22 protein-coding genes are annotated in these 26,694 nt (G+C 67.2%); 9 read left to right on the plus strand and 13 right to left on the minus strand.

What is annotated here, in order from left to right:
* Window positions 1–31 precede the first annotated feature (31 nt).
* Window positions 32–1,063, minus strand: a complete 1,032-nt coding sequence (locus tag K3M67_RS14640; protein ID WP_066865929.1) for a hypothetical protein — start codon at window positions 1,061–1,063, stop codon at window positions 32–34.
* A 116-nt stretch (window positions 1,064–1,179) separates the two neighbouring features.
* Between K3M67_RS14640 and K3M67_RS14645 the strand changes: the two genes are divergently transcribed.
* Both K3M67_RS14645 and K3M67_RS14650 read left to right on the plus strand, forming a co-directional pair.
* On the plus strand, window positions 1,180–2,454 hold the full coding sequence (locus tag K3M67_RS14645; RefSeq protein ID WP_285832949.1) for an aspartyl/asparaginyl beta-hydroxylase domain-containing protein: 1,275 nt from the start codon (window positions 1,180–1,182) through the stop codon (window positions 2,452–2,454).
* Between the two features lie 67 nt (window positions 2,455–2,521).
* Window positions 2,522–2,773 (plus strand): hypothetical protein, encoded by a 252-nt coding sequence (locus K3M67_RS14650; protein ID WP_066865932.1) that lies wholly within the window; start codon window positions 2,522–2,524, stop codon window positions 2,771–2,773.
* A 72-nt stretch (window positions 2,774–2,845) separates the two neighbouring features.
* Here the strand turns inward: K3M67_RS14650 and clpB are convergent, their stop codons facing one another.
* Window positions 2,846–5,425: an ATP-dependent chaperone ClpB gene (clpB, locus tag K3M67_RS14655; RefSeq protein ID WP_285831844.1), complete on the minus strand. Its 2,580-nt coding sequence runs from the start codon at window positions 5,423–5,425 to the stop codon at window positions 2,846–2,848.
* A 75-nt stretch (window positions 5,426–5,500) separates the two neighbouring features.
* The gene (locus K3M67_RS14660) at window positions 5,501–7,162 is read right to left on the minus strand and encodes a M28 family metallopeptidase (RefSeq protein ID WP_285831845.1); all 1,662 of its coding nucleotides are present in this window, start codon (window positions 7,160–7,162) and stop codon (window positions 5,501–5,503) included.
* Between the two features lie 163 nt (window positions 7,163–7,325).
* On the opposite strand from K3M67_RS14660, the gene K3M67_RS14665 reads away from it, so the two are divergent.
* The 7 genes from K3M67_RS14665 (at window position 7,326) to K3M67_RS14695 (ending at window position 15,707) form a co-directional block, all read left to right on the plus strand.
* Window positions 7,326–10,217, plus strand: coding sequence for a M16 family metallopeptidase (locus tag K3M67_RS14665; protein ID WP_285831846.1), 2,892 nt, complete (start codon window positions 7,326–7,328; stop codon window positions 10,215–10,217).
* 23 nt (window positions 10,218–10,240) lie between these two features.
* Window positions 10,241–10,543 carry a hypothetical protein gene (locus K3M67_RS14670; RefSeq protein WP_285831847.1) on the plus strand — a complete coding sequence of 101 codons (303 nt, stop codon included), beginning with the start codon at window positions 10,241–10,243 and terminating at the stop codon, window positions 10,541–10,543.
* 117 nt (window positions 10,544–10,660) lie between these two features.
* Window positions 10,661–11,110, plus strand: coding sequence for a MarR family winged helix-turn-helix transcriptional regulator (locus tag K3M67_RS14675; protein WP_066866002.1), 450 nt, complete (start codon window positions 10,661–10,663; stop codon window positions 11,108–11,110).
* Complete coding sequence (locus K3M67_RS14680; RefSeq protein ID WP_066865945.1) at window positions 11,107–13,164, plus strand: FUSC family protein; 2,058 nt, start codon at window positions 11,107–11,109, stop codon at window positions 13,162–13,164. The genes K3M67_RS14675 and K3M67_RS14680 overlap by 4 nt, the downstream gene beginning before the upstream one ends.
* Entirely contained in the window at window positions 13,161–13,376 is a 216-nt protein-coding gene (locus K3M67_RS14685; RefSeq protein WP_066865948.1) for a DUF1656 domain-containing protein, read from the plus strand. The genes K3M67_RS14680 and K3M67_RS14685 overlap by 4 nt, the downstream gene beginning before the upstream one ends.
* Entirely contained in the window at window positions 13,373–14,275 is a 903-nt protein-coding gene (locus K3M67_RS14690; RefSeq protein WP_285831848.1) for an efflux RND transporter periplasmic adaptor subunit, read from the plus strand. Before K3M67_RS14685 ends, K3M67_RS14690 begins: the two co-directional genes overlap by 4 nt.
* A complete protein-coding gene (locus tag K3M67_RS14695; RefSeq protein ID WP_285831849.1) occupies window positions 14,268–15,707 on the plus strand; it encodes an efflux transporter outer membrane subunit in 1,440 nt (479 codons plus the stop codon). Before K3M67_RS14690 ends, K3M67_RS14695 begins: the two co-directional genes overlap by 8 nt.
* Here the strand turns inward: K3M67_RS14695 and K3M67_RS14700 are convergent.
* The 10 genes from K3M67_RS14700 to K3M67_RS14745 all read right to left on the minus strand — a co-directional run bounded on the left by K3M67_RS14700 (window position 15,666) and on the right by K3M67_RS14745 (window position 26,625).
* Window positions 15,666–16,610 carry a glycoside hydrolase family 43 protein gene (locus tag K3M67_RS14700; protein ID WP_285831850.1) on the minus strand — a complete coding sequence of 315 codons (945 nt, stop codon included), beginning with the start codon at window positions 16,608–16,610 and terminating at the stop codon, window positions 15,666–15,668. The genes K3M67_RS14695 and K3M67_RS14700 overlap by 42 nt on opposite strands.
* On the minus strand, window positions 16,607–17,815 hold the full coding sequence (locus K3M67_RS14705) for a glycosyl hydrolase 53 family protein (protein WP_285831851.1): 1,209 nt from the start codon (window positions 17,813–17,815) through the stop codon (window positions 16,607–16,609). The genes K3M67_RS14700 and K3M67_RS14705 overlap by 4 nt, the downstream gene beginning before the upstream one ends.
* On the minus strand, window positions 17,812–20,199 hold the full coding sequence (locus K3M67_RS14710) for a beta-galactosidase (protein ID WP_285831852.1): 2,388 nt from the start codon (window positions 20,197–20,199) through the stop codon (window positions 17,812–17,814). Before K3M67_RS14710 ends, K3M67_RS14705 begins: the two co-directional genes overlap by 4 nt.
* A gap of 145 nt (window positions 20,200–20,344) precedes the next feature.
* Window positions 20,345–21,100, minus strand: a complete 756-nt coding sequence (gene kduD, locus K3M67_RS14715; protein WP_285831853.1) for a 2-dehydro-3-deoxy-D-gluconate 5-dehydrogenase KduD — start codon at window positions 21,098–21,100, stop codon at window positions 20,345–20,347.
* 51 nt (window positions 21,101–21,151) lie between these two features.
* Window positions 21,152–21,985 (minus strand): 5-dehydro-4-deoxy-D-glucuronate isomerase, encoded by an 834-nt coding sequence (kduI, locus tag K3M67_RS14720; protein ID WP_285831854.1) that lies wholly within the window; start codon window positions 21,983–21,985, stop codon window positions 21,152–21,154.
* A gap of 99 nt (window positions 21,986–22,084) precedes the next feature.
* Window positions 22,085–22,699 (minus strand): LutC/YkgG family protein, encoded by a 615-nt coding sequence (locus K3M67_RS14725; protein ID WP_285831855.1) that lies wholly within the window; start codon window positions 22,697–22,699, stop codon window positions 22,085–22,087.
* Window positions 22,696–24,090 (minus strand): lactate utilization protein B, encoded by a 1,395-nt coding sequence (locus tag K3M67_RS14730; protein WP_285831856.1) that lies wholly within the window; start codon window positions 24,088–24,090, stop codon window positions 22,696–22,698. Before K3M67_RS14730 ends, K3M67_RS14725 begins: the two co-directional genes overlap by 4 nt.
* The gene (locus K3M67_RS14735; RefSeq protein ID WP_285831857.1) at window positions 24,087–24,842 is read right to left on the minus strand and encodes a (Fe-S)-binding protein; all 756 of its coding nucleotides are present in this window, start codon (window positions 24,840–24,842) and stop codon (window positions 24,087–24,089) included. Before K3M67_RS14735 ends, K3M67_RS14730 begins: the two co-directional genes overlap by 4 nt.
* Entirely contained in the window at window positions 24,839–25,822 is a 984-nt protein-coding gene (locus K3M67_RS14740; protein ID WP_285831858.1) for an alpha/beta hydrolase, read from the minus strand. Before K3M67_RS14740 ends, K3M67_RS14735 begins: the two co-directional genes overlap by 4 nt.
* Window positions 25,819–26,625, minus strand: a complete 807-nt coding sequence (locus K3M67_RS14745; protein ID WP_285831859.1) for a rhamnogalacturonan acetylesterase — start codon at window positions 26,623–26,625, stop codon at window positions 25,819–25,821. The genes K3M67_RS14740 and K3M67_RS14745 overlap by 4 nt, the downstream gene beginning before the upstream one ends.
* Window positions 26,626–26,694 lie beyond the last annotated feature (69 nt).

Here is a 26,694-nt window from a genome sequence, read left to right on the forward strand (position 1 = left end):
TGCCCGCAGGATGGGGGTGCCCTTCGGCGGATCAGCCAAGGAGCGGGCGGGGCAGCGTCATTTCGATGCCCGCATTACCCGCCAGGACGCCCGCCCAATGGGCGACCTTCGCGACCTCGTCGCCATGGATGTCCATGTCCTGCCGCGCCTGCCGGGCTCGCTGCCCATCGGCAAAGGCATCGCCGCTCTTTGCGTCGCGCGCGAAGACGGGACCGGTGACGATCGCGTCCATCAGGCTGCTGTCCATGTTCAGCCCGAACAGCCGGGCGAGCGCGGCGAGCGCCTCCTTCGGCCGGGCGACCAGATTTTCGCTGTCGAGGGTCGCCACCCGGTCGCCCAGTTGCCGGGTCAGCGCCTGGAACTGCCGATGCTGCGCCAGCCAGCCAAGGGCCGCGACCTGGATGTCGGTCAGGCCGAGATACTCATCGGGAGCGACGCCCAGCGGCGCGAGCATTCCTTCCCGCATCAGCTTCTGGAACAGGTCGCGCACCCAGAGCCGACCCCACATGCCCTTGCGCGCGATCGAGGCGAGATAGGCTTCGAGCGGCGCGTGGAGCAACAGCGCGCGCGCCTCTGGTCGTAGGCCCAGGATCGCGGGGATCAGCGGGTTGACGATGTTCGACGGCTTGACCACCACCGCTTCGCCGGGACCGAAGGGACGGGCGAGCAGGCGCAGGCTTTCGTCCAGCACCCGCGCCACCTCCGCTCCCTTGGCGTCGCGATGCCGCCAGCCGACGATGTCGTTGAGCAGCACCGGCTCCTTCAGCCCCATCGCCACGCCCGGACTGTCGAACGCTGCCGCCAGCAGGGTCGAGCAGCAATAGGCCGAATGGAAGAGAAAATGGATCGGCGCCGGGGCCGGCGCCTGCGCCATGGCGTCGACGCGGCGCAGCACCAGCGGCTCTTGCGGACCAAGAAGCTCGTCGGTCAGGAAGGGGATATCGGCATGGCGCGCACGGGGCACGGCGCGGAAGTGAAGGGCGTCGTGACCCGGATCATAGCGATGGGCGAGCCATTCGGCGCTGGCGAGAAGGTCGCGGATCGGGGGCGGTGCGCTGCTCATCGTCGCCAGCCTTCGCACGCGTCGCCGGGGCGCACAAGGCCGCCGCATTTCCCCTGGTTGCGCGCGTAGCGACATATGCTAGCCATGATGGCGGGACGCTGGGGGCTTGAATGGACATGAATGTGACGCGCCTGTTGCAACAGGCGGTGGAAGCGCGACGGACGGGCCGTCTGGCGGATGCGCGGGAACAGCTGGCGGAGGCCCTGAAGCTCCAGCCGGGGCAACCGCAGGCGCTCAACCTGCTTGGTCTGATCGCGCTGGACCAGCGCGACTTCGCCGAAGCGCGCGCCCGTTTCCGGGCGGCGGCGCAGGCCGACCCCAGGGAAGCGGCGCTGTGGATGAACGTCGCCTCCGCCGAGCGCGGGCTGGGGGATGCGGAGGGGGAGCGGGCTGCTCTCGACCAGGCGATCGCGATCGACCAGCGCAACCTGATGGCGCAGATCCGCATGGCGCAGTTGCAGCAGAGGCTTGGGGAAAGGCAGGACGCGGCCGACAGCTGGGGCAAGGTGCTGGCCCTGGCGTCCGGCCTGGGCGACATTCCGCCGGCGCTCGCCGAAACGCTGGAAACGGCGCGCCATTTCGTGCAGGAGCATAAGGCGAATTTCGCGGCCTTCGTGGAAGCTGGCGTGGCGGACCGGCTGGGCGCGGCGGACCCGGTGGCGCGCCGGCGATTCCAGGCCTGCCTCGATCATGAATTCGGCCGTCGCGCACTGTTCCAGAACCAATGTTCCGGGCTGCATTACCCCTTCCTGCCCGCCGACGAATTTTTCGACCGGCAGCATTTTCCATGGATGGCGCAACTGGAAGCACGGACCGACGCGATCCGCGCCGAGTTTCTGGCGATGGTGGCGCGGGACGGCGGCAATGTCCGCCCCTATGTTCAGCAGGAGGCGGGAACGCCGCAGAATAAATGGACCGCGCTCGACGGATCGCTGGATTGGGGGGCGTCGTTCCTGTGGGAATATGGCGTGCGTAACGAAGCGGTCTGCGCGGCCTGCCCGCAGACGGTCGCGGCGCTCGAAGCGCTGCCGCGCGCGGACATACCGGGCCGGGCGCCCTCGGCCTTCTTTTCGCTGCTCAAGCCCCGCAGCCGGATCCCGGCGCATAGCGGCGTGACCAACACCCGCGCCATCATCCATCTGCCGCTGGTCGTGCCGCCCGGCTGCTTCTTCCGCGTCGGCGGAGAGACTAGGGCGTGGGAAGAAGGCGTGGCCTTCGCCTTTGACGACACGATAGACCATGAAGCCTGGAACGACAGCGACCATTTGCGCGTGGTGCTGATCTTCGACGTTTGGAATCCGCATTTGTCACTTGAAGAGCAGATATTATTGAAGCAATTCTATGCCACTGCCGATGCCAGCAAGACGCAATCCGTCCTGACCGGCATCTGAGCGATGACAGCGGCGGCGGAACGATCCCGGTCCGCGCTGTCGTCTTTCTGGGAGACAAGATGTGCGTATGTTGAAAGCAGTGATCGCGTCCGGCCTGGTCTCCCTGGCCATGCCGGCGCTGGCGGAAGATCAGCCCAAGCTGGATCGCAATGATCCCAATGCCGTGCGCTGCAAAAGGCTGGACGTGACCGGATCGCTGGTGCGCAAGGAGCGCATCTGCAAGACCAACGCGGAATGGCGCGCCATCAGCGAGCAGCAGAATCGCGATGCCGACGACCTGATCACCCGCAACCGGGCGGGGATGAACCCCAACGGGTGAAGCAAGCCGGCTTGCCGGTCGGCAGGAGCGGACATGAGCAGGCCCGCCGCATCGCGCGACGGGCCTTTTCCTTTACGCTACGCCGATCTTCAACGCCCCGTCGCCATCCTCGACCTTGACCGTCGCGCCGTCGGGCACCTCGCCGCGCAGGATCAGGTCGGCCAGCGGGTCTTGCAGATAGCGCTGGACCGCGCGCTTCAACGGGCGTGCGCCATAGACGGGGTCATAGCCGACCCGCCCCAGCCAGGCCCGCGCGCCGTCGGTCAGGTCGAGCCTGATCTTCCGGTCCCTGAGCAGGTTGCCGATGCGCGCGACCTGGATGTCGACGATCGGCGCCATATGGCTGGCGCCCAGGCGGTGGAACAGGATGATTTCGTCCAGGCGGTTGAGGAATTCCGGGCGGAAATGGGCGCGGACGATGTCCATCACCTGATCCTCGACCTTCTCGACCGGCTCGTCGTCGGCAAGACCCGCAATATATTGGCTGCCGAGGTTGGAGGTCAGCACGATGATCGTGTTGGTGAAGTCGACCGTGCGGCCCTGCCCGTCGGTCAGGCGGCCGTCGTCCAGCACCTGGAGCAGGATGTTGAACACGTCGCCATGCGCTTTTTCCACCTCGTCGAACAGCACCACCTGATAGGGGCGGCGGCGGACGGCCTCGGTCAGCACGCCGCCTTCTTCATAGCCGACATAGCCCGGAGGCGCGCCGATCAGCCGGGCGACGCTGTGCTTTTCCATGAACTCGCTCATGTCGATCCGCACCATCGCGCTGTCGTCGTCGAACAGGAAGCCGGCGAGTGCCTTGGTCAGTTCGGTCTTGCCCACGCCCGTGGGGCCGAGGAACAGGAACGACCCCAACGGTCGATTGGGATCCTGTAGACCGGCGCGGCTGCGGCGCACGGCCGTCGATACGGCCTTGACCGCCTCGGCCTGGCCGATCACGCGCTTGCCCAGTTCCGCTTCCATGGCGAGCAGCTTTTCGCGTTCGCCCTCCATCATCCGGTCGACCGGGATGCCGGTCCAGCGGCTGACGACCGAGGCGATATCCTCCGCCGTCACTTCCTCGCGCAACATCGCGCCTTCCGACGCGGTCTGCGCATCGGCCAGCTTGCGCTCCAGATCGGGGATGCGGCCATAGGCCAGCTCGCCCGCCTTGGCGAGGTCGCCGGCGCGCTGCGCCTGTTCCAGTTCCAGCCGGGCGGCATCGAGCTGTTCCTTGATCCGGCTTTCGCCCGCGATCTTGTCCTTCTCGGCCTGCCAGCGCTGGGTGAGGGCGGCGGACTGTTCCTCCAGATTGGCGAGATCCTCTTCCAGCGCGGCCAGACGGTCGGCCGAAGCCTTGTCGGTCTCGCGCTTCAGCGCCTCCCGCTCGATCTTGAGCTGGATGATGCGGCGGTCGAGATTCTCGATTTCCTCGGGCTTGGATTCGACCTCCATGCGCAGGCGCGAGGCGGCCTCGTCCATCAGGTCGATCGCCTTGTCGGGCAGGAAGCGGTCGGTGATGTAGCGGTTGGAGAGCGTCGCTGCGCTGACGATCGCGCTGTCGGTGATCCGCACGCCATGGTGCAGCTCATATTTTTCCTTCAGGCCGCGCAGGATGGAGATGGTGTCCTCCACCGTCGGTTCGCCCACGAAAACGGGCTGGAACCGCCGCTGGAGCGCGGGATCCTTCTCCACATATTTGCGATATTCATCGAGGGTGGTCGCGCCGATGCAATGGAGTTCGCCGCGCGCCAGGGCGGGCTTGAGCAGGTTGCCCGCGTCCATCGCGCCTTCGGACTTGCCCGCGCCGATCAGCGTGTGCATCTCGTCGATGAAGAGGACGATCTGGCCCTCCGCGCCCTTCACCTCGTCGAGGACGCCTTTCAAGCGTTCCTCGAACTCGCCGCGATATTTAGCGCCCGCGATGAGCGAGCCCATGTCGAGCGCCATCAGGCTGCGGTCCTTGAGCGTATCGGGCACGTCGCCATTGGCGATGCGCAGCGCCAGCCCTTCGGCGATGGCGGTCTTGCCGACGCCGGGGTCGCCGATCAGGACGGGATTATTCTTGGTCCGACGGGCGAGGATCTGGATGGTGCGGCGAATTTCCTCGTCGCGGCCGATCACCGGATCGAGCTTGCCGTCCTTCGCCGCCTGGGTCAGGTCGCGGGCGAACTTCTTGAGGGCGTCATAGCGATCCTCCGCGCCCGCCGTGTCGGCGGTGCGGCCGCCACGCAGGGCGTTGATCGCGGCGTTCAGCCCCTCCGCCTTAACGCCCGCCGCCGCGAGCGCCTTGCCCGCCGTGGTGGTGGTGGCGAGGGTCAGCGCCAGCAGAAGCCGCTCGACGGTGACGAAACTGTCGCCCGCCTTGGCCGCGACCTGTTCGGCGCCGTCCAGCACGCGGACGGAATCATTGTCGAGGCCGGGGGTCTGTTGCGCGCCGCTGCCGGAGACGGACGGCACCTTGGCCAGCGCCACGTCGGTTTCCCGCAGCGCCACTCCGGCATCGCCGCCCGCCGCCTTGATGAGGCCGGACGCCATGCCCTGCTGGTCTTCCAGCAGCGCCTTCAACAGATGTTCCGGCCCGATCCGCTGATGGCTCATGCGGATCGCCACGGTCTGCGCCGACTGGAGGAAGCCCTTGGCGCGGTCGGTGAATTTTTCGAGGTTCATGTGCGTCCCACCCAATATGATGCAGGCGATGTAGTGTTGCGCAAAAACCACACAAGGGGCGATAGGCAATTATCCCTATCTGGCAGCCTTTGCGGCCTGCGGCGCGAACAGGTCGCCGAAAAAGTCCTTTGCGAACCAGAGCGGCGGCGTGTCGCCATCGGCCATGGCGCGGGTAATGCGGTAATTGGCCTCGGCGAAGCGGGCGCCCGCCTGCCAGTCGATCGCCTGGCTCATGTCGTCGCCGGGCCGGTGATAGGCGCCCGAGAGAAAGTCGCCCCACGCCTTTTCCCCGCCATTGGCATAGCCGGTGGCGAGGAAGACGGCCGGCACGCCCTGCTTGACGAACTTGTAATGGTCGGAGCGGACGAAGATGGTTTCCTGCGGCATCGGATCGGGAGAGAGTTTCACGCCCATCGGTGCGACCGCCCTGGCGACGATCGGTCCCAGTGTCGAATGGTCCGCGCCGAAGGCGATGACGTCGGTGAAGGGATAGAGGAGCAGCGGCATGTCGAGATCGACATTGCCGACGATCTGGCTGACCGGGACGCTGGGATGGCGTGCGAAATAGTCGGCGCCCAGCAGCCCCTTCTCCTCGCCGGTCGATGCAAGGAAGATGATCGAGCGGCGCGGCTTGTCCGGGGACTGCGCCATGGCGCGCGCGACTTCCAGCATGGTCGCGATGCCCGCGCCATTGTCCAGCGCGCCATTGTTGATCCGGTCCTTGTCGGGCGCGTCGCCCGGTTTGGCCGGGCTGACGCCGATATGGTCGAGATGGGCCGAGAGGACGACATACTGGTCCTTCAGCTTCGGATCGCTGCCGGGCAGGATGGCGACGACATTGGGACTGGTCACGCGCTGGCTGACGCTGTCGGCCTTGATCCGGACCGAGGTCTTGAGCGCAAAGCCGCGGGGCTTGCCGCCCGCCCTGTCGGCGGTCTTGCGGATCGCGGCGATGGTCGTGGGCGCGCCCGCGAACACCGCCTCCGCCGCCGGATCATCGAGGGAGGCCGAAGCGCGGATGCCCGGCGCCTCGTCGAAGGGGACGCCTTCGGGCGACACCCAGGTGAAGCCGGGTTCATCGGCGAACTGCACCATGCGCGCCCAGGGCCGGGCCTTCATCGACTGGATCGTGCCGATCGACAGCATCCCGATCGCGCCATGGGCCTGCGCGATCATCGCTTTGGTCGCGGACAGGTGGGCGCCCTCCTCGCTCGGCAGACCCTTGGGATAGCCGCGCAGGGTGACGACGATCTTTCCCTTCACGTCCAGCCCGGCATAGTCGTCGAGGCCGAAGCGCGCATTTTCAAGGCCATAGCCGACGAATACCAGCGGGGCGGTGACGTCCAGCTTCGGCTCGGCAGCGTTCAGCCCGACCAGCACGTCGCCGGCATGGGTGAAGCTTCTGGCGCCACCGGGGCCGGTGACGGTGAGCGTGGCGGGGGTTTCGCCGCGCTCGGTCTTCTGGAAGGTGATGCGTTGCAGCCAGCCGCGCCCATCGGCATCAGCGTCGCCGGCGGGCTTGAGGCCGAGGCCGTCAAACTGGCTGGCGACATAGCGGGCGGCGATTTCATGCCCTTCGCTCCCGGTGTCGCGGCCCTTGAGCAGGTCGTCGGCGAGAAATTCGACATGGGCGCGCACGGCGGCGGCGGAGAAGACGGGATCGACCGCCTGCTGGGCAGGAAGGGCAGCGGGCAGGATCAGGGTGGCGGCGGCAGCCAGCAGGGCCAGACGGTTCATGGATGGTCTTTCACTCAAGCATTTTATGGCGACAGATTTGCCGCCGGCCTGCGCGACTGTCCAGCATAAGCGTATTGCGACTCTACCACGCCCCGCTATGCTGCCCGTCTGTCGCGGTCGTTCCCCTGACCGCATGGTCCGTAGCTCCTGCCAGAGGCCTTTCATGATCCTTTCCTCTTTGTCGCGCCGGCTGTCCCTGCTGATCGGCCTGTCCCCTCTCGCGCTCTCCGTCCTTGCCATGACGCCGATGACGCAGGCGGTCGCCCAGAGCGCGGAAGCAGGCGCGCCGGCGCCGCTTTCCAGCCTCGTGGCGAAGGTGGACATTCCCTATGAGGAGTTCCGCCTGCCCAACGGGCTGCGCGTCATCGTCCACACCGACCGCAAGGCGCCGGTGGTGGCGGTGTCGATCTGGTATCATGTCGGCTCCCGCTTCGAGCCCAAGGGCAAGACAGGCTTCGCCCATCTGTTCGAGCATCTGATGTTCTACGGCTCGGAAAATGCCGATGGCCCCTTCTTCGGCCGGCTGGAGGATATCGGCGCGACCGACTGGAACGGGACGACCTGGTTCGATCGGACCAATTATTTCGAGACGGTGCCGACCGGGGCGCTCGACCGGGCGCTGTTCCTGGAATCGGATCGCATGGGGCATCTGCTGGGCGCCGTCACCCAGACCAAGCTCGATACCCAGCGCGGGGTCGTGCAGAATGAAAAGCGGATGGGCGAGAATGAGCCTTACGGGCTGGTCGAATATGCACAGCTTGCCGCGCTGCTGCCGGAGGGTCATCCCTATCGCCACTCGACCATCGGGTCGATGGCGGACCTGAACAGCGCGAGCCTGGCGGACGTCCAGAACTGGTTCAAGACCCATTATGGTCCCAACAACGCAGTGCTGGTGCTGGCCGGGGATATCGACGTCGCGACGGCGAAGGCGAAGGTCGGAAAGTGGTTCGGCAATATCCCCGCCGGCCCGGCACCGCAGGATGTGGATGCGACCGTTCCGACCCTGGCCAAGGATGCCGAGGTGGTGATGCACGACAATGTCGCCGCCACCCGCCTCTATCGCAACTGGGTGGTGCCCGGCGTCAATTCGGCCGAATTGCAGCAGCTGGACCTTGCCATGACGGTGTTCGGCGGCCTCGGCTCGTCGCGGCTCGACAACGCGTTGGTGCGCGACGAGAAGGTGGCGGTCAGCGTCAAGGCGAGCATCCAGCCGTTCGAGAAGCTGAGCCTGGCCGAGATCACCGTCGACGTGAAGCCGGGCGCGGACCCGGTGGCGGTGGGCAAGCGGCTCGACGCGCTGCTGGCCGATTATCTGGCCAAGGGACCGAGCGCCGACGAGGTGCTGCGCGCCGCCACCGGGCAGGCCGCGGGCACCATTTCGGGACTGGAAAAGGTCGGCGGCTTTTCGGGCAAGGCGGTGACGCTGGCCGAAGGGGCGGTCTATTCCGACGATCCGGGCAAATATAAGAAAGACCTCGCCATCTACGCATCGGCCACGCCGCAGAGCGTGACGGCGGCCGCGCGCAAATGGCTGGGGCGGCCGGTGCTGCGCCTGACCGTTGCGCCGGGCGAACGGAGCGCGGCGGACAATGCGCTGGCGGGCAATGTGAAGGCAGGTGGGGCGACGCACAGCCCGGCCTATTTCCGCGATCCCGACGCGGCGCCTGCTGCGGCGACACCGCCCGCGTCCACGAAGATCGCGGAGCCGCCGATCGAGCCGGTCAAGGATCTGGACTTTCCCGATGTCGAACATGCCAAGCTGAAGAACGGCATCCCGGTCGTCTTCGCGCGGCGCACCGCCGTGCCGACCGTGCGCGTGTCGGTCGCCTTCGACGCGGGCAACGCCGCCGACGACAAGGCGAAGCTGGGCACGGCGGGCCTGACCACCGCGCTGCTGGACGAAGGCACGACGACCCGGTCGTCGGTGCAGATCGCCGAGGAGCAGGAGCGGCTGGGCGCGTCGATCAGCGCGGGCAACAGCATGGACCGGACCAATGTCGGCCTGTTCGCATTGAAGCCCAATCTGGACGCGTCGCTGGGCCTGCTGGCCGATGTGATCCGCAACCCCGCCTTTGCGCCAGCCGAGGTGGAGCGGCTGCGCGGGCAGGTGCTGACCCGGATCAAGGCGGAAAAGACCGAGCCGATGGCGATCGCGCAGCGGATGCTGCCGCCGCTGCTTTACGGCCAGGCGCATCCCTATGGCATTCCCTTCACCGGATCGGGCACCGAGGCGGGCGTCAAGGCGGTGACGCGGGCGGACCTGAGCGCCTTCCACGACAAGTGGCTGCGGCCCGACAATGCGACGATCTTCGTCGCGGGCGACACGACGCTGAGCGAACTGCTGCCGCTGCTGGAAAAGCGCTTCGGCGACTGGAAGGCGCCCGCAGTGACCAAGGGCGCCAAGCTGTTCCGCATGGACCGGATGATGCGCCCGGCGCGGATCATCCTGATCGACAAGCCGCAAAGCCCGCAGTCGCTGATCCTGGGCGGGCTGCTGACCAGCAAGGCGGGGACCGACAATCCGGTGACGCTGCTGACTGCCAACGAAGTGCTGGGCGGCAGCACCACGTCGCGCCTGACGATGGACCTGCGCGAGACGAAGGGATGGGCCTATGGTGCCGGCACGGCGTTGCCGGGCGTCAAGGAGACGATCCCGCTGCTGGTCTACGCCCCGGTGCAGACCGACAAGACCGGCGAATCGATCATCGCCGCGCGACAGGACATCAGGGAGTATCTGACGACCAAGGGCACGACCGAGGCGGAGCGGAACCAGACGATCAACAGCCAGATCCTCTCGCTGCCCGGCAGTTTCGAAACCTCGTCCGACCTGCTGGGCGCGATGATGCGCAACAGCCTGATCGGGCGGCCCGACGATTATTACGAGACGCTGCCCAACGTCTATCGCGCCATGACCGCGGCGGACATGGACAAGGCCGCGCGCGAGGCGATCAGCCCCGACCGGCTGATCTGGGTCGTGGTGGGCGACGCGAAACTGGTGCGGCCGCAGCTTGACGCGGTGGGCTTGCCGGTTGAAACGGGCACACTCGCAGACTGACGCGAACGTAAAGGAGACTGGATATGGCAAGTGTCGATGGCGCTTATGATTGCGTGGCGAAGACCCCGATGGGCGACCAGAAGGGCGTGTTCACCGTCATCAGCAGCGGCGAACGCTTCAACGGCACCTTCGCCGGCATGATGGGATCGCTGGACGTGGTCGACGGCAAGGTCGATGGCGCGAAGCTGACCTGGAAGATGGAAATGACCATGCCCATGCCGATGACGCTGGAGTGCGAGGCGGAAGTCGCCGGCGACGCGATCACCGGCACGATGCAGCTGGGCGCCTTCGGCGCGTCGGCCTTCAACGGCACGCGTCGAGGCTGAAAGGCGAAAGGCCCGGATTCGTCCGGGCCTTTCCCGTTCGAACGGGACGAAAGCGGACAGCGACATGGACAGCTGTACGAATCTTGACATTATTCATTAGTTAGCTATCTAATGAATATGCCCCTTTCAGAATCCAAGCGCGCGCTCGCGCACAAGATGGCGCCTGTCGCCCGCAGTTGGCGGCAGCTGGCCGACGCCGCGCTGGCGCAGTTCGGCGTGTCGAACAGCGCGGGCTGGTGCCTGATCCATATCGACCGCATCGGCCCCGATGTGCGCCAGGCGGAACTGGCCGAATCCCTCGACATCAGCCAGCCTTCGCTGGTCCGGACGCTGGACCAGTTGCAGGCGGCGGGGCTGGTCGCGCGAACGCAGCATCCGGATGACAAGCGGTCCAACGTCATCGCGCTGACCTCGGCGGGCAAGGAACTGGTCGGGCAGATCGAGACGAAGCTGGGCGCGCTGCGCGCCGACCTGCTGCGCGACGTGCCCGACGAGGCGATCGAGATCATGGTCGAAATGCTCGACCTTCTTGCCCATCGCATCGCCGAACGGCGGAGCCAGATGTGACGCTGGGCGAAAAATTCGGCCTGCCGGCCGCGCTCTTTTCCCTGAAATGCCTGGCGGCCGCCATGCTGGCGCTGTTCGTCGCCTTCAGCATCGGGCTTGAGCGCCCCTATTGGGCATTCCTGACCAGCTATATCGTCGCCCAGCCGATGGCGGGGGCCGTGATTTCCAAGGCGCTGTTCCGCATCATCGGCACCTTCGTCGGCGCCATGTTCGCCGTCGCCATCGTGCCGCCGCTGGTCAATGCGCCGGAACTGCTGTCGCTCGCGATGGCGTCCTGGCTGGGGCTGTGCGTCTTCGTCTCGCTGCTGGATCGCACGCCCCGTTCCTACATGTTCGTGCTGGCGGGCTATACCGCCTGCCTGATCGTCTTTCCCGACGTCGATACGCCCCAGGCCATCTTCACCGTCGCGTCGCTACGGGTGCAGGAAATATCCATCGGCATCCTGTGTGGCAGCCTGGTCCATGGCGTCGTCCTGCCCGGATCGATCACGGCGGTGCTGCTGGGCCGGGTCGAGGCGATCCTTCGTGATGCGGAGCGCTGGTCGCGCGACGCGATTGCTGTCGCGCCGGTGGCGGGGCTGGACGCCGAGCGCCGCCGACTGGCGCAGGACGTCACCGAACTGCACCAGATGTCGGTCCACCTGCCCTTCGACATCAGCCGGCTGGCCCCACGCGTCCGCACCGTGCGCGCGTTGCAGGACCAGCTGTCGATGCTGCTGCCGCTGGGCGCGGCGGTGGAAGACAGGCTGGCCGAGCTGAAGGCCGCCAATGACGGCAGGGTGCCGATGCAGGTCGAGGCGCTGATAGCCGATATCCGACTGTGGCTGGAGACGCCCGCGCCCGACAATGCGACCCGCGCCACGCGGGCGCAGCAACTGATCGACCGTTGCCAGGCGCTGGAGCCGGAGGCGAACGCGGCGATGGGCTGGGGCGACATGATGCGGTTGAGCCTCTATGCCCGGCTCGCGGCGCTGGTCGCGGCGCATCGCGATTGCCGCGACCTGGCGGACCAGATGGCGACTCACAGCCGTGCCGCCGTGACGCCGCGCGTCGCGCTGCTGCTGGAAGGGCGACGCAACCGGGAACTGCATCGCGATTATGCGGGGGCGGCGCGCGGCGCGTTCGGCGCCTTCATGACCATCGCCATCGGCTGCGCCCTGTGGATCGGCAGCGGATGGAAGGATGGCGGCACGGCGGTGATGCTGGCGGGCGTGTTCCTGGCCCTGTTCGCTGCCGCCGACAATCCGCTGGCGCCGCTCAAGGGCTTCATGGTCGGGACGATCGCCGCATCCGCGCTGGGCGCGCTTTATGGCTATGCGATCATGCCCCGGCTGGACGGTTTCGCGATGCTGGCCCTGGCCTATGCGCCGGTGCTGCTGCTGCTCGGCGCGTTGATGGCCTCGCCCCGCTGGGCGGGGATCGCGCTGCCGACGCTGCTGGGCCTCGGCAGCCCGGTGCTGCTGTCCGACCGCTATGTCAGCGCCTTCGCCACCTACATCAACGGCGCGGTGGCGCAGATCGTCGGCATCTGGTTCGCGATCATCATGGCCGGCCTGCTCCAGTCGGCGGGCGTCGAGCGGGCAATCCGCCGGACGATCCGCGCGGGCTGGACCGACATCGCCAATCGCGCGACATTGATGTCGCCGCCCGACGTGCGCGGCTGGATAAACCGGATGCTGGATCGCATCGCATTGCTCGCCCCGCGCCTGGCCGCCACGCGGCGGGACAGCGGCAAGCCGCTCTACGACGCGCTGCGCGACCTGCGCACGGGCGTGGCGATCGGCGAACTGCGGCAATTGCGGCTCGACCTGCCGGTGCAGGAGGGCGGGCGGCTCGCTACTGTGTTGCAGGGGGTCGGCCGTCATTATCGCCGGCTGGACCCTGACGCACCGCAGGCCGCCGACCCGGCGCTGCTCGACGACATAGACGCGGCGATCGACGAACTGGCGGCCAATCCGCGACCGTCGATCCGGCGCGAGGCGGTGCTGGGCCTCGTCAGCCTGCGCCGTAACCTGTTCCCCGACGCGCAAGGCCATCGGAGGGCCACCGCATGACCGGAGAAATTGCCCTTGGCGGTATCTTCATCCCCACGCTCCTGCTGCTGGCGCTCGTCGCGCTGATCCTCGCCTGGGCCGTCACCCGGCTGATCGGCGCCGCCGGCCTCTACCGCTTCCTCGCCTATCGCGCGGCCGTCGATCTCAGCATCTTCGTGCTGATCCTTGGCGGCCTCGCCATCCTCGTCCCCACCCTTGGAATCCGTCTATGAATCGCCTCACTACAGTGCTGATCCGCAGCGCCGCCACCATCGCCCTCGTCATCGCCGCGACCGCCGTCGCCGTGTGGATGTGGAATCATTATGAGGGCAGCCCCTGGACCCGCGACGGCCGGGTGCGCGCCGACGTCGTGCGGGTGACGCCCGACATCAGCGGCCTCGTCACCTCGGTCGCGGTGCGCGACAACCAGCAGGTGAAGGCGGGCGACCTGCTCTTCGTAATCGACACGCCCCGCTATTCCATGGCGCTGGAGGAGGCGAACGCCCGGATCGCCAGCGCGCAGGCGACGCTGGGGCAGGCGCGGCGCGAGGCCCGGCGCGACACGGCGCTGGGCGATCTGGTGGCGGCCGAGACGCATGAGCAGAATCTCGCCAAGGTCGAAACCGCACAGGCCGCGCTGGCCGAAGCGCTGAGCGGGCGCGATGCCGCCGCGCTGAACCTGAAGCGCACCAAGATCGTCGCGTCGGTCAATGGCGTCGTCACCAATCTGGACCTGCATCCCGGCGACTATGTCGGCGCGGGGAGCCAGGCGATGGCGCTGATCGACAGCGATTCGCTGCGCGTCGAGGGCTATTTCGAGGAAACCAAGCTGCCGCTGATCTGCATCGGCGCGCCGGTGACGGTGCGGCTGATGGGCGAGGCGCAGGATGTGCATGGCCGGGTCGAAAGCATCGCCTATGGCATCAATGACGACAGCCGCAGCAATGCGGGCAACCTGCTTCCATCGGTGGAACCGACCTTCTCCTGGGTGCGGCTGGCCCAGCGGATCCCTGTGCGCGTGAAGCTGGAGAAGGTGCCGGCGGGGTTGCGCCTGATTTCCGGCCGCACCGCGACCGTGACGGTGCAGCCGGCGGCCAAGGACGGCAAGCCGGGGGATTGCCGTCATGGGTAAGCGCGTCTGGGCGCCGCTGCTGGCGCTGAGCCTTGCCGCCTGCGCGACCGCCGGGCCGGACTATCGCCCGCCCGAACAGTCGGCGGCGACCGCGCCGGGGGCGACGGGTGCCTTCCATTCGGCGCAGGGCGGGCAATTTTCGCAAGGCGAGCTGCCCGACCGTTGGTGGCGGCTCTACGCCGATCCGCAGCTCGACACGCTGGTCGAGCAGGCGCTGGTCGCCAATGCCGACCTGCGCGCCGCCGATGCCAATCTGGAAAAGGCGCAGGCGGTGCTGCGGGAAGCGCAGGCAGGACGGGAGATCACGACATCGGTGAGTGGCGGCGAGACGATTGCGCGGGCTTCGGGCGTGTCGCAGCATCTGCCCGGTTCGGTGAGCTATGATCTGGGGCTGGCCGCCTCCTATCCGCTGGATCTCAACGGTCGGATCAAGCGCGCGATCGAGGCGAGCGGCGCCGATGTCGAAGCGGTGACCGCGGCGCGCGACTATGTGCGCGTCAGCGTGGCGGCGGCGACGGCGCAGGCCTATGCGCAGGTGTGCGCGGCCAACTATAACCTCGCGATCAACCGCAAGGTGGTGGCGTTGCAGCGCGATACGCTCAGCGCGACGCGGCGGCTGGCCAAAGGCGGGCGCGGCACCGCCTTCGACGTCAGCCGCGCGCAGGCGGCCGTGGACACGAGCGAGGCGGCGCTGCCCGGCTTCGCGGCGCAGCGGCAGAATGCGCTCTATCTGCTGGCGACCCTGCTGGGTCGCGCGCCCGCCGACTATCCGCGCGAAGTGGAAAGTTGCGCGGCGTTACCGACGCTGGGCCAGCCCTTGCCGGTAGGCGATGGCGCGGCGCTGATCCGGCGGCGGCCCGATATCAGGCAGGCGGAACGGACGATCGCGGGCGATACGGCACGGCTGGGCGTCGCGACGGCCGACCTCTATCCGCAGGTCAGCATCGGCGGGTCGGTGGGCCTCGCCGGACCGCTCAAGGATTTCGGATCGGGATCGGCCTTCGGCTTCAGCCTCGGGCCGCTGCTCAGCTGGAGCTTTCCCAATCGTCCCGTAGTCCGCGCGCGAATCGCGCAGGCCGATGCGCAGGTGAAGGCGGACCTTGCCGGCTTCGACGCATCGGTGCTGGAGGCGCTGCGCCAGACCGAGACGGCGCTGGAAAGCTATCGCCGCAATGCCGAGCAGGCCGCTGCGCTGGACAGGGCGCGCGACAGCGCGGGCGTATCGGCGGGGCAGGCAGGCAAGCTGTTCCGTTTCGGGCGGGGGGATTTCCTGTCGCTGCTCGATGCGCAGCGCAGCCTGGCGAGCGCGGAGGCTTCCGCCGCCGCCGCGCGAGCGCAACTGGTACAGGACCAGATCGCGATCTTCCTCGCGCTGGGCGGGGGATGGTCTTCAGGCGATCCGGTCGATGAGGGCGCGGGGGACGCGCAGTAGCGATCCGTGGCGCGCGCCCGCCGGCAGGGCGAGGCGCGCGCTCACATCTTCCCATGTCGCCATGTCCCGGGTCATCGCCGCGCCCCAGCGGCCTTCCTTGTAGACGTCATAATAGCAGATCAGCGCGTCGCCGACCTGTGCCGTCATCGGTCCTTCGACCCACGATGGTGAGAAGGGTTTGGACAGGGGGCCGAAGGGGCCGGTGGGGCTGTCGGCCTTGGCGACCTGAAGCCATTTGCGGGGCGGTTCGACCGTCTCGTCCTTGACGATCAGGTAGAGTTGCTGGTCGGGGCCGCGGGCGAAGGTGCCGTCGATTACGCTGAAGCCGGGGTCGTAGAGCGGTTCGGGCGGTGAGAAGGTCTCGAAATCGGCCGTGTTGGATCGCCAGAGGCGGTGATTATAGGCGGATTCCGATGTGCCCGCCGTTTCGGTGAAGCGACCGGTGACGGTGCTGGACCAGAAAATCTGATAGTGGCCGGTGCGCGGATCGTGGATCGCTTCGGGCGCCCAGCAATTGCGGGTGCCGGGCACGGCCTGCATCACCGGGATCGCCTGTTGCGCGGACCAGTGGATCAGGTCGGCGCTGGTGGCATGGCCGATGGACACGCCTTCCCAGGCGGTGGTCCAGAGCAGGTGATAAAGTTTGCCGTCATGGAAGAGGAATGGATCGCGCAGCAGTTTCTTCTCGCCGACTTGCGGGATGAGCAGGCTGCGCCCGCCCGCCAGCGTGCGGAAGGCGAAGCCGTCGTCGCTGACGGCGAGTTTCAGGCCATCAGCCTCGCCCTTCTTGCCGGTGGTGAAATAGGCGAAGATCAGCGGATCGTCGCGCCGCGCCGTGCGGGCGGTGGCGCAGGCGGCCAGGGTCAGCGCGCCCAGCCCCAGGGCGAAGTCGCGGCGCCTCACTGATAGTCCTTTGCCATCTGGCCGTAGAGGTCGAGCAGTGGGTTTGCGACATAGTCGCCGCCATGGCCCATGGGACCGGTCGGCTCGGGCTTGGGCGCGGGCTGTGCGGTGGCGAGGCCGCCGGGGGCTTCGGCGCCGTTGAGACCCTGGGAAATCAGGTCCGGCTTGGGACCGCCGCCGGCATTCTGGCCGTCCAGATCGAAGATCGCCTCCTGATGGCGGATCGGTTCCCAGATGAAGCTGCCCCAGCCATGGTTGCCGGGGAGTCTGTAGACGAGGTCGTTGAGGTAGCGTTTGCGGCTGGAATATTCGGCGATCAGCAACCCCTTGTCGGGATAGCGTTTCACGAATTCGCGGAACGTCGTTTCCCAGTCGCCCTGCGCGCGCTGCTGGTAGCAGGAGAAGCCGATCACGTCGAAATCGACCTTGCGGGCAACCAACGCGTCGGTCCATTCGCGCACGATCGGCCAGTGGCGACCGAGATGATTGTGCAACTGGATGGCGATGGCGGGTTCGGCGCGGCGCGCGCCCGCTATCCCGGCGCGCAGAAGGCTGGCGAAATTGTCGAAGCCGCCGACTTCGCCCACCTTCGCATGGTTGGCGTCGGTGACGGGATTGCCGGTCGGGGTGGAGAGCTTCACCCGGCCATGGGGCCAGAGGATGCCGAAGGTGGTTTCGTTGCCGATCACCGCCATGTCGACCGGCGCGCCGCCCGCGCGCATCGCGACCAGCGTGTCATGGGTGTGGGCCTCGACCGCCGTGGCGAGTTGGGGCAGGTCGTAACCGGCCCAGGCGGTGGGCACGCCCTGATGCTCCGGGTCTGCCCATGTGTCGCTATAATGGAAGCTGAGGACGAGATAGAGGCCCGCCTCGCGGATGCGGCGGCCGAGCTTGATCGTCTGGTCGAGGCCCGCCCAAGCCTTGTCCGGTTCTCGTTTGGAATAGCCCTTGGCCGGATCGACGAAGATGCGCAGGCGGATGGCGTTGAAACCGGCGTCGCGCAGGATCGCGATCGGGTCTTTCCGTTCGCCCTTCACATAATAGCGGGCACCGGCGGCCTCATCCTCCGGTACCCAGCTGATGTCCGCGCCGATGAGGAAGGGGCCGGGGCGCGCGCCCCCCGTCTTCGACGCGGCGAGGGCGGGATGGGCGAGCAGCGGCAGGGCCGCAAGGCCGAAGGTGGCGCGGCGGGTGAGGCGGGTCATGGGCGATGCTCCAGTTCGGGGACGAGGCGGAGGGTGAGGAGGCTGGCGACCTGATCGCCCTTGGGCAATTTTGCGCGCGCCTTGTCGTCCAGATAGATGGGCGCATCGGCGCGCAGCGGCAGGATGGTGAGCGTCCAGGGCTTGCCGAGGCGATTGGCGAAGCGCTTGAGGCCGATGCGCCAGACGCGCCCGTCCCAATAGGCGTCGTCCAGCATGTCCGCGCCGTCGAACAGCCGGCCGATGTCGCCGCGCCAGTCGATTTCGAGGAAGGCGTCGCCCTGTTGTACCGCGTCGGCGGGCAGGGTGAAGGTGAAGGCGGCAGCGGCCTTATGCGCTTCGGGCAGCGGCTGCATCGCCGCCTTGGCGGGACCGCCGATGATGATGGGTGGCGCTTCGCCCGCTTCGCGGGTCTGGGTGAAAGCGATGGTGGTGGAGGCCGGGCCTTTGACGGTGGCGCTGGCGGCCGGGCCGGGGAGGATGCGCCAGTCGAACCGCGCCTTGCCGCGCTGTCGCAGAACCAGTCCTTCGGGCGTGAACATCGTGTCGGCCGAGGTGAGGACGAGGCGGCGCTGGCCCCTGATGTCGCCGACCCAGAGATTTTGCGCCGATGCCGGGTCCAGCAGGAGGAGGCGTATGCGGTGGCCTTCCGGGCTGGTGATGGTCAGCAGGCGATCGGGCGAGGGTGGCACCTGCGCGATGACGCGGCCTTCCTCCGTGCGGATGGGGGCGGAGAGGCGCGTGCCGGTGGGGAAGGCGAGTTCGACCGCGCCGGGCAATGTGGCGGCGAGGATGTGGATCGGGCCGTCTTTATCTTCGATGCGGGTGACGGGCTGGGCGGTGGCCCAGCTCAACGTCACGCCGTCCATATCCATGTTGATCGGCCAGAAGAAGCTGGCACCGGGCGCTATGGTGACGGGGCGCGAGGGCAGGGTGACCTCGCCGCCGGGCAATTGCACGGTGAAGCGCGTGCCGGGAAAAGCGGGCGTGGCATATTGGCGGACATGGTTGTTGACGAAGAGGAAGCCACTGTCGCCCTTGCTGCGGACGGCCCAGCGCAGGGTGTTGAGGTCATTCTTGTCGGCGGGGAGCGTCGCAGGCGCGTGGACCGCCATGGGCGCGAGTTGTTCGCCATAGTGGCCGAGGAAATAATGGAGCGGGCGCAGCGTGGCGTTGACCGGGTTCACCTCGCCATATTGGCCGAGCGGCGCCTGGAAATCATAGCCGATGATCGGGCAGTCATTATAGCCGCCCGAGCGCTGGGTTTCTTCCAATGTACGGCCCTGCGCCAGCGGGTTCGCGCCGCCATGGAACATATAATAGCCGAGCAGATTGACGCCCGACCCGACCTGCGTGGTGACGGCGGCGGCGACGTCGGCGGGTTCGAGCAGCGGGCGGCGGCGATACATGACCGGCACGCCGCCGCCATATTCGGCGCCAAGGAAGGGGGTGTCCGCCATGTCGCTGTCGGCGTCGCCCCGGCGATTGTTGCGCGTCTGCGCGCCAAGGTCGCCGCTGACCCGGCTGTCGAAACGGAACAGATAATTTTCCTTGGGCGGCAGCGCGGTCGTCTTGGCCGACCAGGGTTCGTCGGGATAGCCGCCATGGACGGGCACGACCTCCCCCCTGGGATAGAGCGTCTGGTCCCAGCCGGTGACGGTGTAGAGCGGCACGTCATAGCCGATCTTCTGCGCCAGGGCTTTCAGCGCTGCGATATGGGCGCGGCCTTGCCCTTCGCCGTCGAGATTATATTCATTCTCGACCTGCATCCCGACGATCGGGCCGCCATCCTTCCAGAACAGTCCCTTCACCTGATCGTGCAGGCTGCGCCAGAAGCGATCGACCTGCGCCATATAGGCCGGGTCGTTGCTGCGCGGGCGGGTGCCGGCGACGATCCAGTCGGGGATGCCGCCGAAGCGCGCTTCGGCATGGCCCCATGGTCCGGGGCGCAGGAAGAAGAGCAGGCCGTGCTTCTGGCAGAGGGTGACGAAGCGGCGGATATCGCGGTCGCCGGTCCAGTCGATGCGGTCGGGCGCCAGTTCGACATGGTTCCAGAGGATATAGGAGGCGACGATGGTGACGCCCGCCGCCTTCATCTTGAGCAGTTCTTCTTCCCAATATTGGTTGGGGAAGCGGGTGAAGTGGAATTCGCCCATGACCGGGAGCCAGGGCCGGTCGTCGCGGGTCAGATAGAGGTTGGTGATGCCGAGCGCTCTATGCGGGCCGGTGCCGCTGCCCATGTGGAGATGGCCGGATTTGAGCAGGAGGCCGGGCTTTCGGGCATCGAGGCTGAGCGGGGCGATCGGGGCGGCGCGGCCGGGAAGCGCCAGCCCCAGCGTCGCGAGGCCGGTGGCGGTGAGCGCAGTTCGCCTGTCGAGATCGGGCATCGGTCCTCCTCTACCTGTGAATGCGGGAGGGTTTGTCCCTCCTCGGGATGATCTTTCGTCCGGGCTGAGCCTGTCTCTCTTCTCCCGAAGAGAAGCAGCGGGCTTCGGCAGGCTCAGTTAGAACGGGATATGGATCGCGCGTCTGTCAGCGCGCGAGCCATCCGCCGTCGACGGCGAGGATATGGCCGTGGATATAGTTGGCGGCGGCGGAGGCGAGGAACACGGCCGCCCCGCCGATGTCGCCGGGATCGCCCCAGCGGCCGGCGGGGATGCGTTCCTGGATCTGGCGGTTGCGGGTCTCGTCGGCCTGCAGCGCTGCGGTGTTGTTGGTGGCGATATAGCCCGGCGCGATGGCGTTGACGTTGACGCCCTTTGCCGCCCACTCGTTCGCCAGCAGCCTGGTCAGGCCCGCGATCCCGCTCTTGGACGCGGTGTAGCTCGGCACGCGGATGCCGCCCTGGAAGGACAGGAGCGAGGCGATGTTGACGATCTTGCCGCTGCCTTGCGCGATCATGTGACGACCGGCCGCCTGGCAGAGGAAGAAGCTGGTCTTCAGGTTCGTGTCGATCACCGCGTCCCAGTCTTCCTCGGTGAAGTCCACGCTGTCGGCTCTCCGGATGATGCCGGCATTGTTGACGAGGATGTCGAGCCCGCCGAGCTTTTCCAGCGTTTCGTCGATGACGCGCTGGACCGGCTCGATGCTGGAAAGGTCGGCGGAGACGATCTCCGCCTTGCGGCCCAGCGCGCGGACCTGATCGACGGTATCCTGCGCGGGCGTGCGACCGACGGCGGCGATGTCGGCGCCGGCGGCTGCGAGCGACAGCGCGATCGCCTGGCCGATGCCGGTGTTGGCGCCGGTGACGATCGCGCGCCTGCCGGTCAAATCGAAGGGGGTGGTCATCCTATTCTCTCCCGCGTCATCCCCGCCTGCGCGGGGATGACGACAAACAGGTTAGCGCAGCTGGCAGATGTCCAGCACGTTCATGTCGGTATAGTCGAGATTCTCGCCGCCCATCGCCCAGATGAAGGCATAGCTCTTGGTGCCCGATCCCATATGGACCGACCAGGGGGGCGAGATGACCGCTTCCTCATTTTCGATGACGATGTGGCGCATGGCGTCCGGCTCACCCATATAGTGGAAGACGCGGTCGCCGCCTTGCAGATCGAAATAGAGATAGATTTCGCTGCGGCGGTCATGAAGGTGCGGGGGCATGGTGTTCCACACGCTGCCGGTTTCCAGCACCGTCAGGCCGAGCAGCAGCTGTGCGCTTTCGCACACGCCGGGGATCACCAGCTGGTAGATGGTGCGGTGGTTGGAATTGGCGAGGTCGCCGCGCTCCAGCGGGTTCGCCTCGGCCAGCGTGATCTTCCTGATCGGGCAGGCTTTGTGCGCGGGCAGCGAGGCGATGTAGAAGCGGGCCTCCGCGCCCTCGAAGATCACCTCCTTCGTGCCCATGGGGACGTAGAGGCATTCCTTGTTGCCGATCTCGTAGCGGGTGCCGTCGACGATGATCGCGCCGGGGCCGCCGATATTGACGATGCCCGCTTCGCGCCGTTCCAGGAAGGGATGGCCCGCCGCCGAGGCCGGTTCGGTCTGGTCGGGCAGCTTGAGGCTGCCACCGGCCGGCACCGCGCCGCCGATCACGAACCGCTCATTATGGCTGTAGTTGAGGACGACCTTACCCTCGACGAACATGCCACCCACCAGATGGCGGTCGCGCAGGCTCTCATTGTCCACGCACTCCATCATGTCTGGGTGCGTCGCGTGATAGGTCTTCTCGAACACAGGAATCTCCTTTGGGGATTTTTCCTGCTTATAGCGCCCGGCGACGCGAAAGTAAGCCTTTATTCCCGTAATGTGGAATGAAGTTCTACCATGCGGTGATTAATCGCGAAGCAGGATGACATGAAGGAAGCGCGGGCCATGTGCACCGCGGACATAGGTACCCTCGATATCCGTCGTGCCCGATACGCCGGTGATCCAGTAATGGGCACGCGGCTGGGCGCCCGGCAGGGGGGCATCTTCCAGATAAGGGGCGATGTCCTTTACCGGCAGCAGCACGATATGGTGCAGGGTCAGGAAATTGGGGAGCATCGGCGCTGTCGGGCTGGTTTCGAATATCAGCGAACCGGTTTCGGCGATCCCCTTGCGCGCGATGGCGAGCGCGGCGGCTTCGTCGGGGGCGGCGGACTCGTGGAGGGTGAAGCCCGTCCAGTCGCAGGGCGCGAGGCGCGGATCGGGGGGGAGGCAGAGGGCAAGGGGTTCGCCCTGCGCGTCGAGATAGCGGGCGATGGCGGCGGGCAGATCGGCGAGGGCGCCGATGACGTCATGGCTGGCATTGACGCTGGGGAGGGCGAGGCGGGCGAGAAATTCGGCCTCCAGCGCCGATTCGTCCACGGCTGGGCGCTCGGGCGCGATCAGCAGGGCGGCGGCTTCGGCGTCGATATTGCCGGGTCCGGTGCGTTTCAGCCGGGACAGGATCGTGTCGCGGGCGCTCATTTGCGGCGCTCCCTTTGATATTGGGCCATGAAGGTCTGTGCCGCCGGTTTGGGCATGTCGCGATAGCGGGTCCAGCCGCCCGCGAGCGGCAGCTTGCCGATCCAGCCCTTGCGGCCCAGCAGCCGCATCGCGCGCACGGCGAGACCAGTGCCGAAACGGTAGAGTGCGGGACGGCGGGCGACCCAGGCCCAGACGCCGAGGCCAAAGCGCATCGAGGTCGGCTCCAGCCCCTCGCGCCAGCTTTTTTCGCGCCAGCCACGCAGCAGGGTGGGGAGCGGGATGCGGACAGGACACACTTCCTGGCATTTGCCGTTGAGGGTGCAGGCATGGGCGAGGTCGCGATTCTTCGGCAGTCCGTCGAAGACCGGGGTCAGCACCGATCCCATCGGTCCCGGATAAGTGCCGCCATAGGCATGGCCGCCGATCTGACGGAAGACGACGCAGTGGTTCATGCAGGCCCCGCAGCGGATGCAGCGGAGCATTTCGGCAAGGCCTTCCTCGCGCATCCTGGTGCGGCCATTGTCGACCAGGACGATGTGCATTTCCTCCGGCCCGTCACGGTCGCCGGGCCGCCTGGGGCCGGTGTAGAAAGTCGTATATTGGGTGAGCGCCGCGCCGGTGGCGGATCGCGCCAGCATCCGCAGCATGTGGATGGCATGGGGCATGGAGGGCACGATCTTCTCGATCCCCGCCGTCACGATATGGACGCGCGGCGGGACGAGCGAGAGTTCGGCATTGCCTTCATTGGTGACGGTGCAGATAGCGCCGGTGTCCGCGATCAGGAAGTTCGCGCCCGAAATGCCGACATCCGCGCCCAGCATTTCGCCCCGCAATTGACGCCGGGCGCTTTCGGCCATGGCGGCGATGGTCTCTTCCTCATGCGGGCTGCGATGCTTCGCCTTGAAGAGGGCGGAGACCTGCTCGCGGGTCTTGTGCATGGCGGGCCAGATGATGTGCGAGGGGCGCTCGTCGGCGAGCTGGATGATATGTTCGGCCAGGTCGGTTTCGACCCGGCCGATCCCGGCTTCGGCAAGCGCATGGGGCAGGCCGATTTCCTCGCCCAGCATCGATTTGGAGCGGGCGACGGTTTTTGCGTTGGCCCTTTTGCAAAGGTCGATGACGATGCGGCAGGCTTCGTCCGACGTGCTGGCCCAGTGGACCTTCGCGCCCGCAGCGACGGCGTTGGCTTCGAACTTTTCGAGATAATGGCCGAGATGGGCGATCACATGATCCTTGATCGCGGCGGCGCGGATGCGGGCGGCGTCGAAGTCGGGGAAGGCGGCGACGGCGATCCCGCGTTTGGCCTCGGCGGTGCCTGCGGTGCGCTCGACCGCGATCTTGAGGATCGGGTCGGCCAGCGCCGCGTCGGCGCGGTCTGTGAAGCCGCTCATGCTTCTTCCCCGATGGCCGGGCCGTCGCCCATGCCTGCGATCAGTTCGATGGCGTGGTAGGCGCGGACCTTGCTCCCCTTGCGGTTGAGCTTGCCCGCCATGTTCATCAGGCAGCCAAGGTCGCCCGCCAGCAGCAGGTCGGCGCCGGTGGCGTCGATCGCGTCGGCTTTCTCTCCGACGATGGCGTTGGAGATGGCGGGATATTTGACGCAGAAGGTGCCGCCGAAGCCGCAGCAGGTTTCCTCGCCCGCCAGCGGGGCGAAGGTTAGGCCGTCGATGCTTTTGAGCAAGCGGCGCGGCTGGGCCTTGATGCCGAGTTCGCGCAGGCCTGAGCAGCTATCATGATAGGTGGCTTTCGCGTCGACGCTCACGCCCTCGGGTTTCCAGCCGCACACTTCGTCCAGATAGGCCATGACCTCGAACGTTTTCGCCGCCACCGCCTGCGCGCGGGGGAGCCAGGCCGCGTCATGCTCGAATATCTCGGGATAATGGCAGCGGATCGTACCCGCGCAGGAGCCGGACGGTACGATGATCGCCTCATAGGGTTCGAGCGCTTTGATGGTCTGCTTCGCCAGCGCGGCGGCATGGTCGCGGTCGCCGCTGTTGAGCGCGGGCTGGCCGCAGCAGGTCTGGCCTTGCGGCACGACCACGTCGCAGCCCGCCGCCTCCAGCGCGCGAATCGCGGCGAAGCCGATGCGCGGGCGCATGACATCGACCAGGCAGGTGACGAAGAGGGCGACGTTGCGTGTCATAATGTGTGGCGTTTCGCGAAGGAGAGGAAGAGGTTGGGCCAGTGCGCCGGCGCGGCCGGTTCGGGGACGAGGCCGAAGCCATGGCCACCATTTTCGAACAGATGGCATTCGGCCGGGATGCCCTTCGCCCGCAGTGCGGCCAGCATGGACAGGCTGTTTTCGGGCGGCACTGCCTTGTCGTCCAGCGCATGGGCGAGGAACACAGGCGGGGTTTCCGCGCTCACATCCTGATCGAGCGAAAGGCCACGCAGCCGTTCGGGCGCGGGATTGGCGCCCAGCAATTGGGTGCGCGATCCGGCATGGGCGAACGGCCCCTGCATCTGGATTACCGGATAGATGTAGGCGGCGAGCGCGGCCTTGATCGGTTCGCGGTCCGCGGCGTCGATCGGCCTGTAGGTCTCCGCAGGCGTCCGGCTGGTCAGCCAGGCGGCGAGATGGCCGCCGGCAGAGAAGCCCATTACCCCGATACGGCTGGCGTCGAACTTCTCCTTCCACGCGAGTGCGCGGACGAGGCGCAGCGCGCGCTGCGCATCCTGCAAGGGCGCTTCGGCTCCGGCGGCCCAGCCATCGCCGGGCAGGCGGTAGAGCAGGACGAAGCAGACATAGCCCGCCCGCGCGAAACGGCGGGCGAGGCTGTAGCCTTCATGGCCGATGGCGACGCGCAGATAGCCGCCGCCGGGGATGAACAGCATTGCCGCGCCATTGGGTTTCGCGCCAACCGCCTCCGGCCGCAAGATCGTCAGTGTCGGTGTCACGATATGGGCGAAGACGCCGTCGTCGGGGCCGCTGTCGGGGCGGCGCAGCGACTCCACCTCCTGCACATGGACATTCTCGCCGCCCGGCGCCTTGCCGGGCCAGATCGGGAAGCGCTCGAACCCCTGCGGCAGCGGGAAGCTCTGGGCGAATGCGGCGGTCGCGGGCGCCATGGCGGCGGTCACGGCCGCGCCGGTCAACAGGGTGCGTCGATCGATTTGCGTCATTGGCAGCTCGTCTTTCCCAGTGGCGTGATGCGGGCGAGGGCGGGCCGGTCGGCCAGCACCTTCGCGGAGATGGGCAGGTTCAGCGCTTTCAGCCCGCCTGCTACCAGATTGGCGACATTGCGGGCACCCACTTCGCTGAAATGGGTATTGTCGGCGATGCCCTTGGGGAAGCCGGGGGCATGATCCTCCGGCGTGTAATGGAGATAATAGGCCTTGGACGCCGCTTCCCCGGCGCGGTCGACCCAGGCGCGCGACAGCGCTTCCAGATCGATCAGCGGCGTGTGCGTGCTGGCGGACAGGTCTCGCATCACGGCGGAATAGTCGGCAAAGTCCGCCTTCGCCTTGCCGTCCGCGCCGAAGCTGCGCCGCGCGACCGGCGTGACCAGCACCGGCGTACCGCCGGCGGTGCGCGCGTCCCAGATGAAGCGCAGCAGATTGTCGCGATAGTCGGTCTGGGCGGGTGCCCAGCGTTCAGGCTTGGCGCGGGTCGCATCATTATGGCCGAACTGGATCAGTACCGTGTCCCCGGGGGTGATTTCGCCGAGCAGCCTCTCCCACCGCCCTTCGCGCAGGAAGCTGCGGGTCGAGCGGCCGCCCATGGCGTGGTTGCTGACCCGGACGTCCGGGGACAGGCCGCAGGACAGCATCTGGCCCCAGCCGGTCTGGGGGTAGCGATCCGCCTTGTAGGCGGAGGCGGTGGAATCGCCCGCGATGAGGATCGTGCTGCCGGGCGGCGTCGCGAAGCCGGGCAGGGGCGCGAGCAGGGCGGCGAGGGTTGCTGCGAGCTTGGGGGCGATCCTCATGCTTTTTCTCTTTCATTCGTCATTCCAGCGAAAACGGGAACGCATCTCTTCACCTTTCGCCTGGGATAG

The organism is Sphingobium sp. V4 (assembly GCF_029590555.1).
GTDB lineage: Bacteria > Pseudomonadota > Alphaproteobacteria > Sphingomonadales > Sphingomonadaceae > Sphingobium.

What these genes read in the sequence shown, in the direction of transcription:
- K3M67_RS14640 (WP_066865929.1), bottom strand. Translation starts at nt 1,063, where the DNA reads ATGAGCAGCGCACCGCCCCCGATCCGCGACCTTCTCGCCAGCGCCGAA.
- K3M67_RS14645 (WP_285832949.1), top strand. Translation starts at nt 1,180, where the DNA reads ATGAATGTGACGCGCCTGTTGCAACAGGCGGTGGAAGCGCGACGGACG.
- K3M67_RS14650 (WP_066865932.1), top strand. Translation starts at nt 2,522, where the DNA reads ATGTTGAAAGCAGTGATCGCGTCCGGCCTGGTCTCCCTGGCCATGCCG.
- clpB (WP_285831844.1), bottom strand. Translation starts at nt 5,425, where the DNA reads ATGAACCTCGAAAAATTCACCGACCGCGCCAAGGGCTTCCTCCAGTCG.
- K3M67_RS14660 (WP_285831845.1), bottom strand. Translation starts at nt 7,162, where the DNA reads ATGAACCGTCTGGCCCTGCTGGCTGCCGCCGCCACCCTGATCCTGCCC.
- K3M67_RS14665 (WP_285831846.1), top strand. Translation starts at nt 7,326, where the DNA reads ATGATCCTTTCCTCTTTGTCGCGCCGGCTGTCCCTGCTGATCGGCCTG.
- K3M67_RS14670 (WP_285831847.1), top strand. Translation starts at nt 10,241, where the DNA reads ATGGCAAGTGTCGATGGCGCTTATGATTGCGTGGCGAAGACCCCGATG.
- K3M67_RS14675 (WP_066866002.1), top strand. Translation starts at nt 10,661, where the DNA reads ATGCCCCTTTCAGAATCCAAGCGCGCGCTCGCGCACAAGATGGCGCCT.
- K3M67_RS14685 (WP_066865948.1), top strand. Translation starts at nt 13,161, where the DNA reads ATGACCGGAGAAATTGCCCTTGGCGGTATCTTCATCCCCACGCTCCTG.
- K3M67_RS14690 (WP_285831848.1), top strand. Translation starts at nt 13,373, where the DNA reads ATGAATCGCCTCACTACAGTGCTGATCCGCAGCGCCGCCACCATCGCC.
- K3M67_RS14695 (WP_285831849.1), top strand. Translation starts at nt 14,268, where the DNA reads ATGGGTAAGCGCGTCTGGGCGCCGCTGCTGGCGCTGAGCCTTGCCGCC.
- K3M67_RS14705 (WP_285831851.1), bottom strand. Translation starts at nt 17,815, where the DNA reads ATGACCCGCCTCACCCGCCGCGCCACCTTCGGCCTTGCGGCCCTGCCG.
- K3M67_RS14710 (WP_285831852.1), bottom strand. Translation starts at nt 20,199, where the DNA reads ATGCCCGATCTCGACAGGCGAACTGCGCTCACCGCCACCGGCCTCGCG.
- kduD (WP_285831853.1), bottom strand. Translation starts at nt 21,100, where the DNA reads ATGACCACCCCCTTCGATTTGACCGGCAGGCGCGCGATCGTCACCGGC.
- K3M67_RS14725 (WP_285831855.1), bottom strand. Translation starts at nt 22,699, where the DNA reads ATGAGCGCCCGCGACACGATCCTGTCCCGGCTGAAACGCACCGGACCC.
- K3M67_RS14730 (WP_285831856.1), bottom strand. Translation starts at nt 24,090, where the DNA reads ATGAGCGGCTTCACAGACCGCGCCGACGCGGCGCTGGCCGACCCGATC.
- K3M67_RS14735 (WP_285831857.1), bottom strand. Translation starts at nt 24,842, where the DNA reads ATGACACGCAACGTCGCCCTCTTCGTCACCTGCCTGGTCGATGTCATG.
- K3M67_RS14740 (WP_285831858.1), bottom strand. Translation starts at nt 25,822, where the DNA reads ATGACGCAAATCGATCGACGCACCCTGTTGACCGGCGCGGCCGTGACC.
- K3M67_RS14745 (WP_285831859.1), bottom strand. Translation starts at nt 26,625, where the DNA reads ATGAGGATCGCCCCCAAGCTCGCAGCAACCCTCGCCGCCCTGCTCGCG.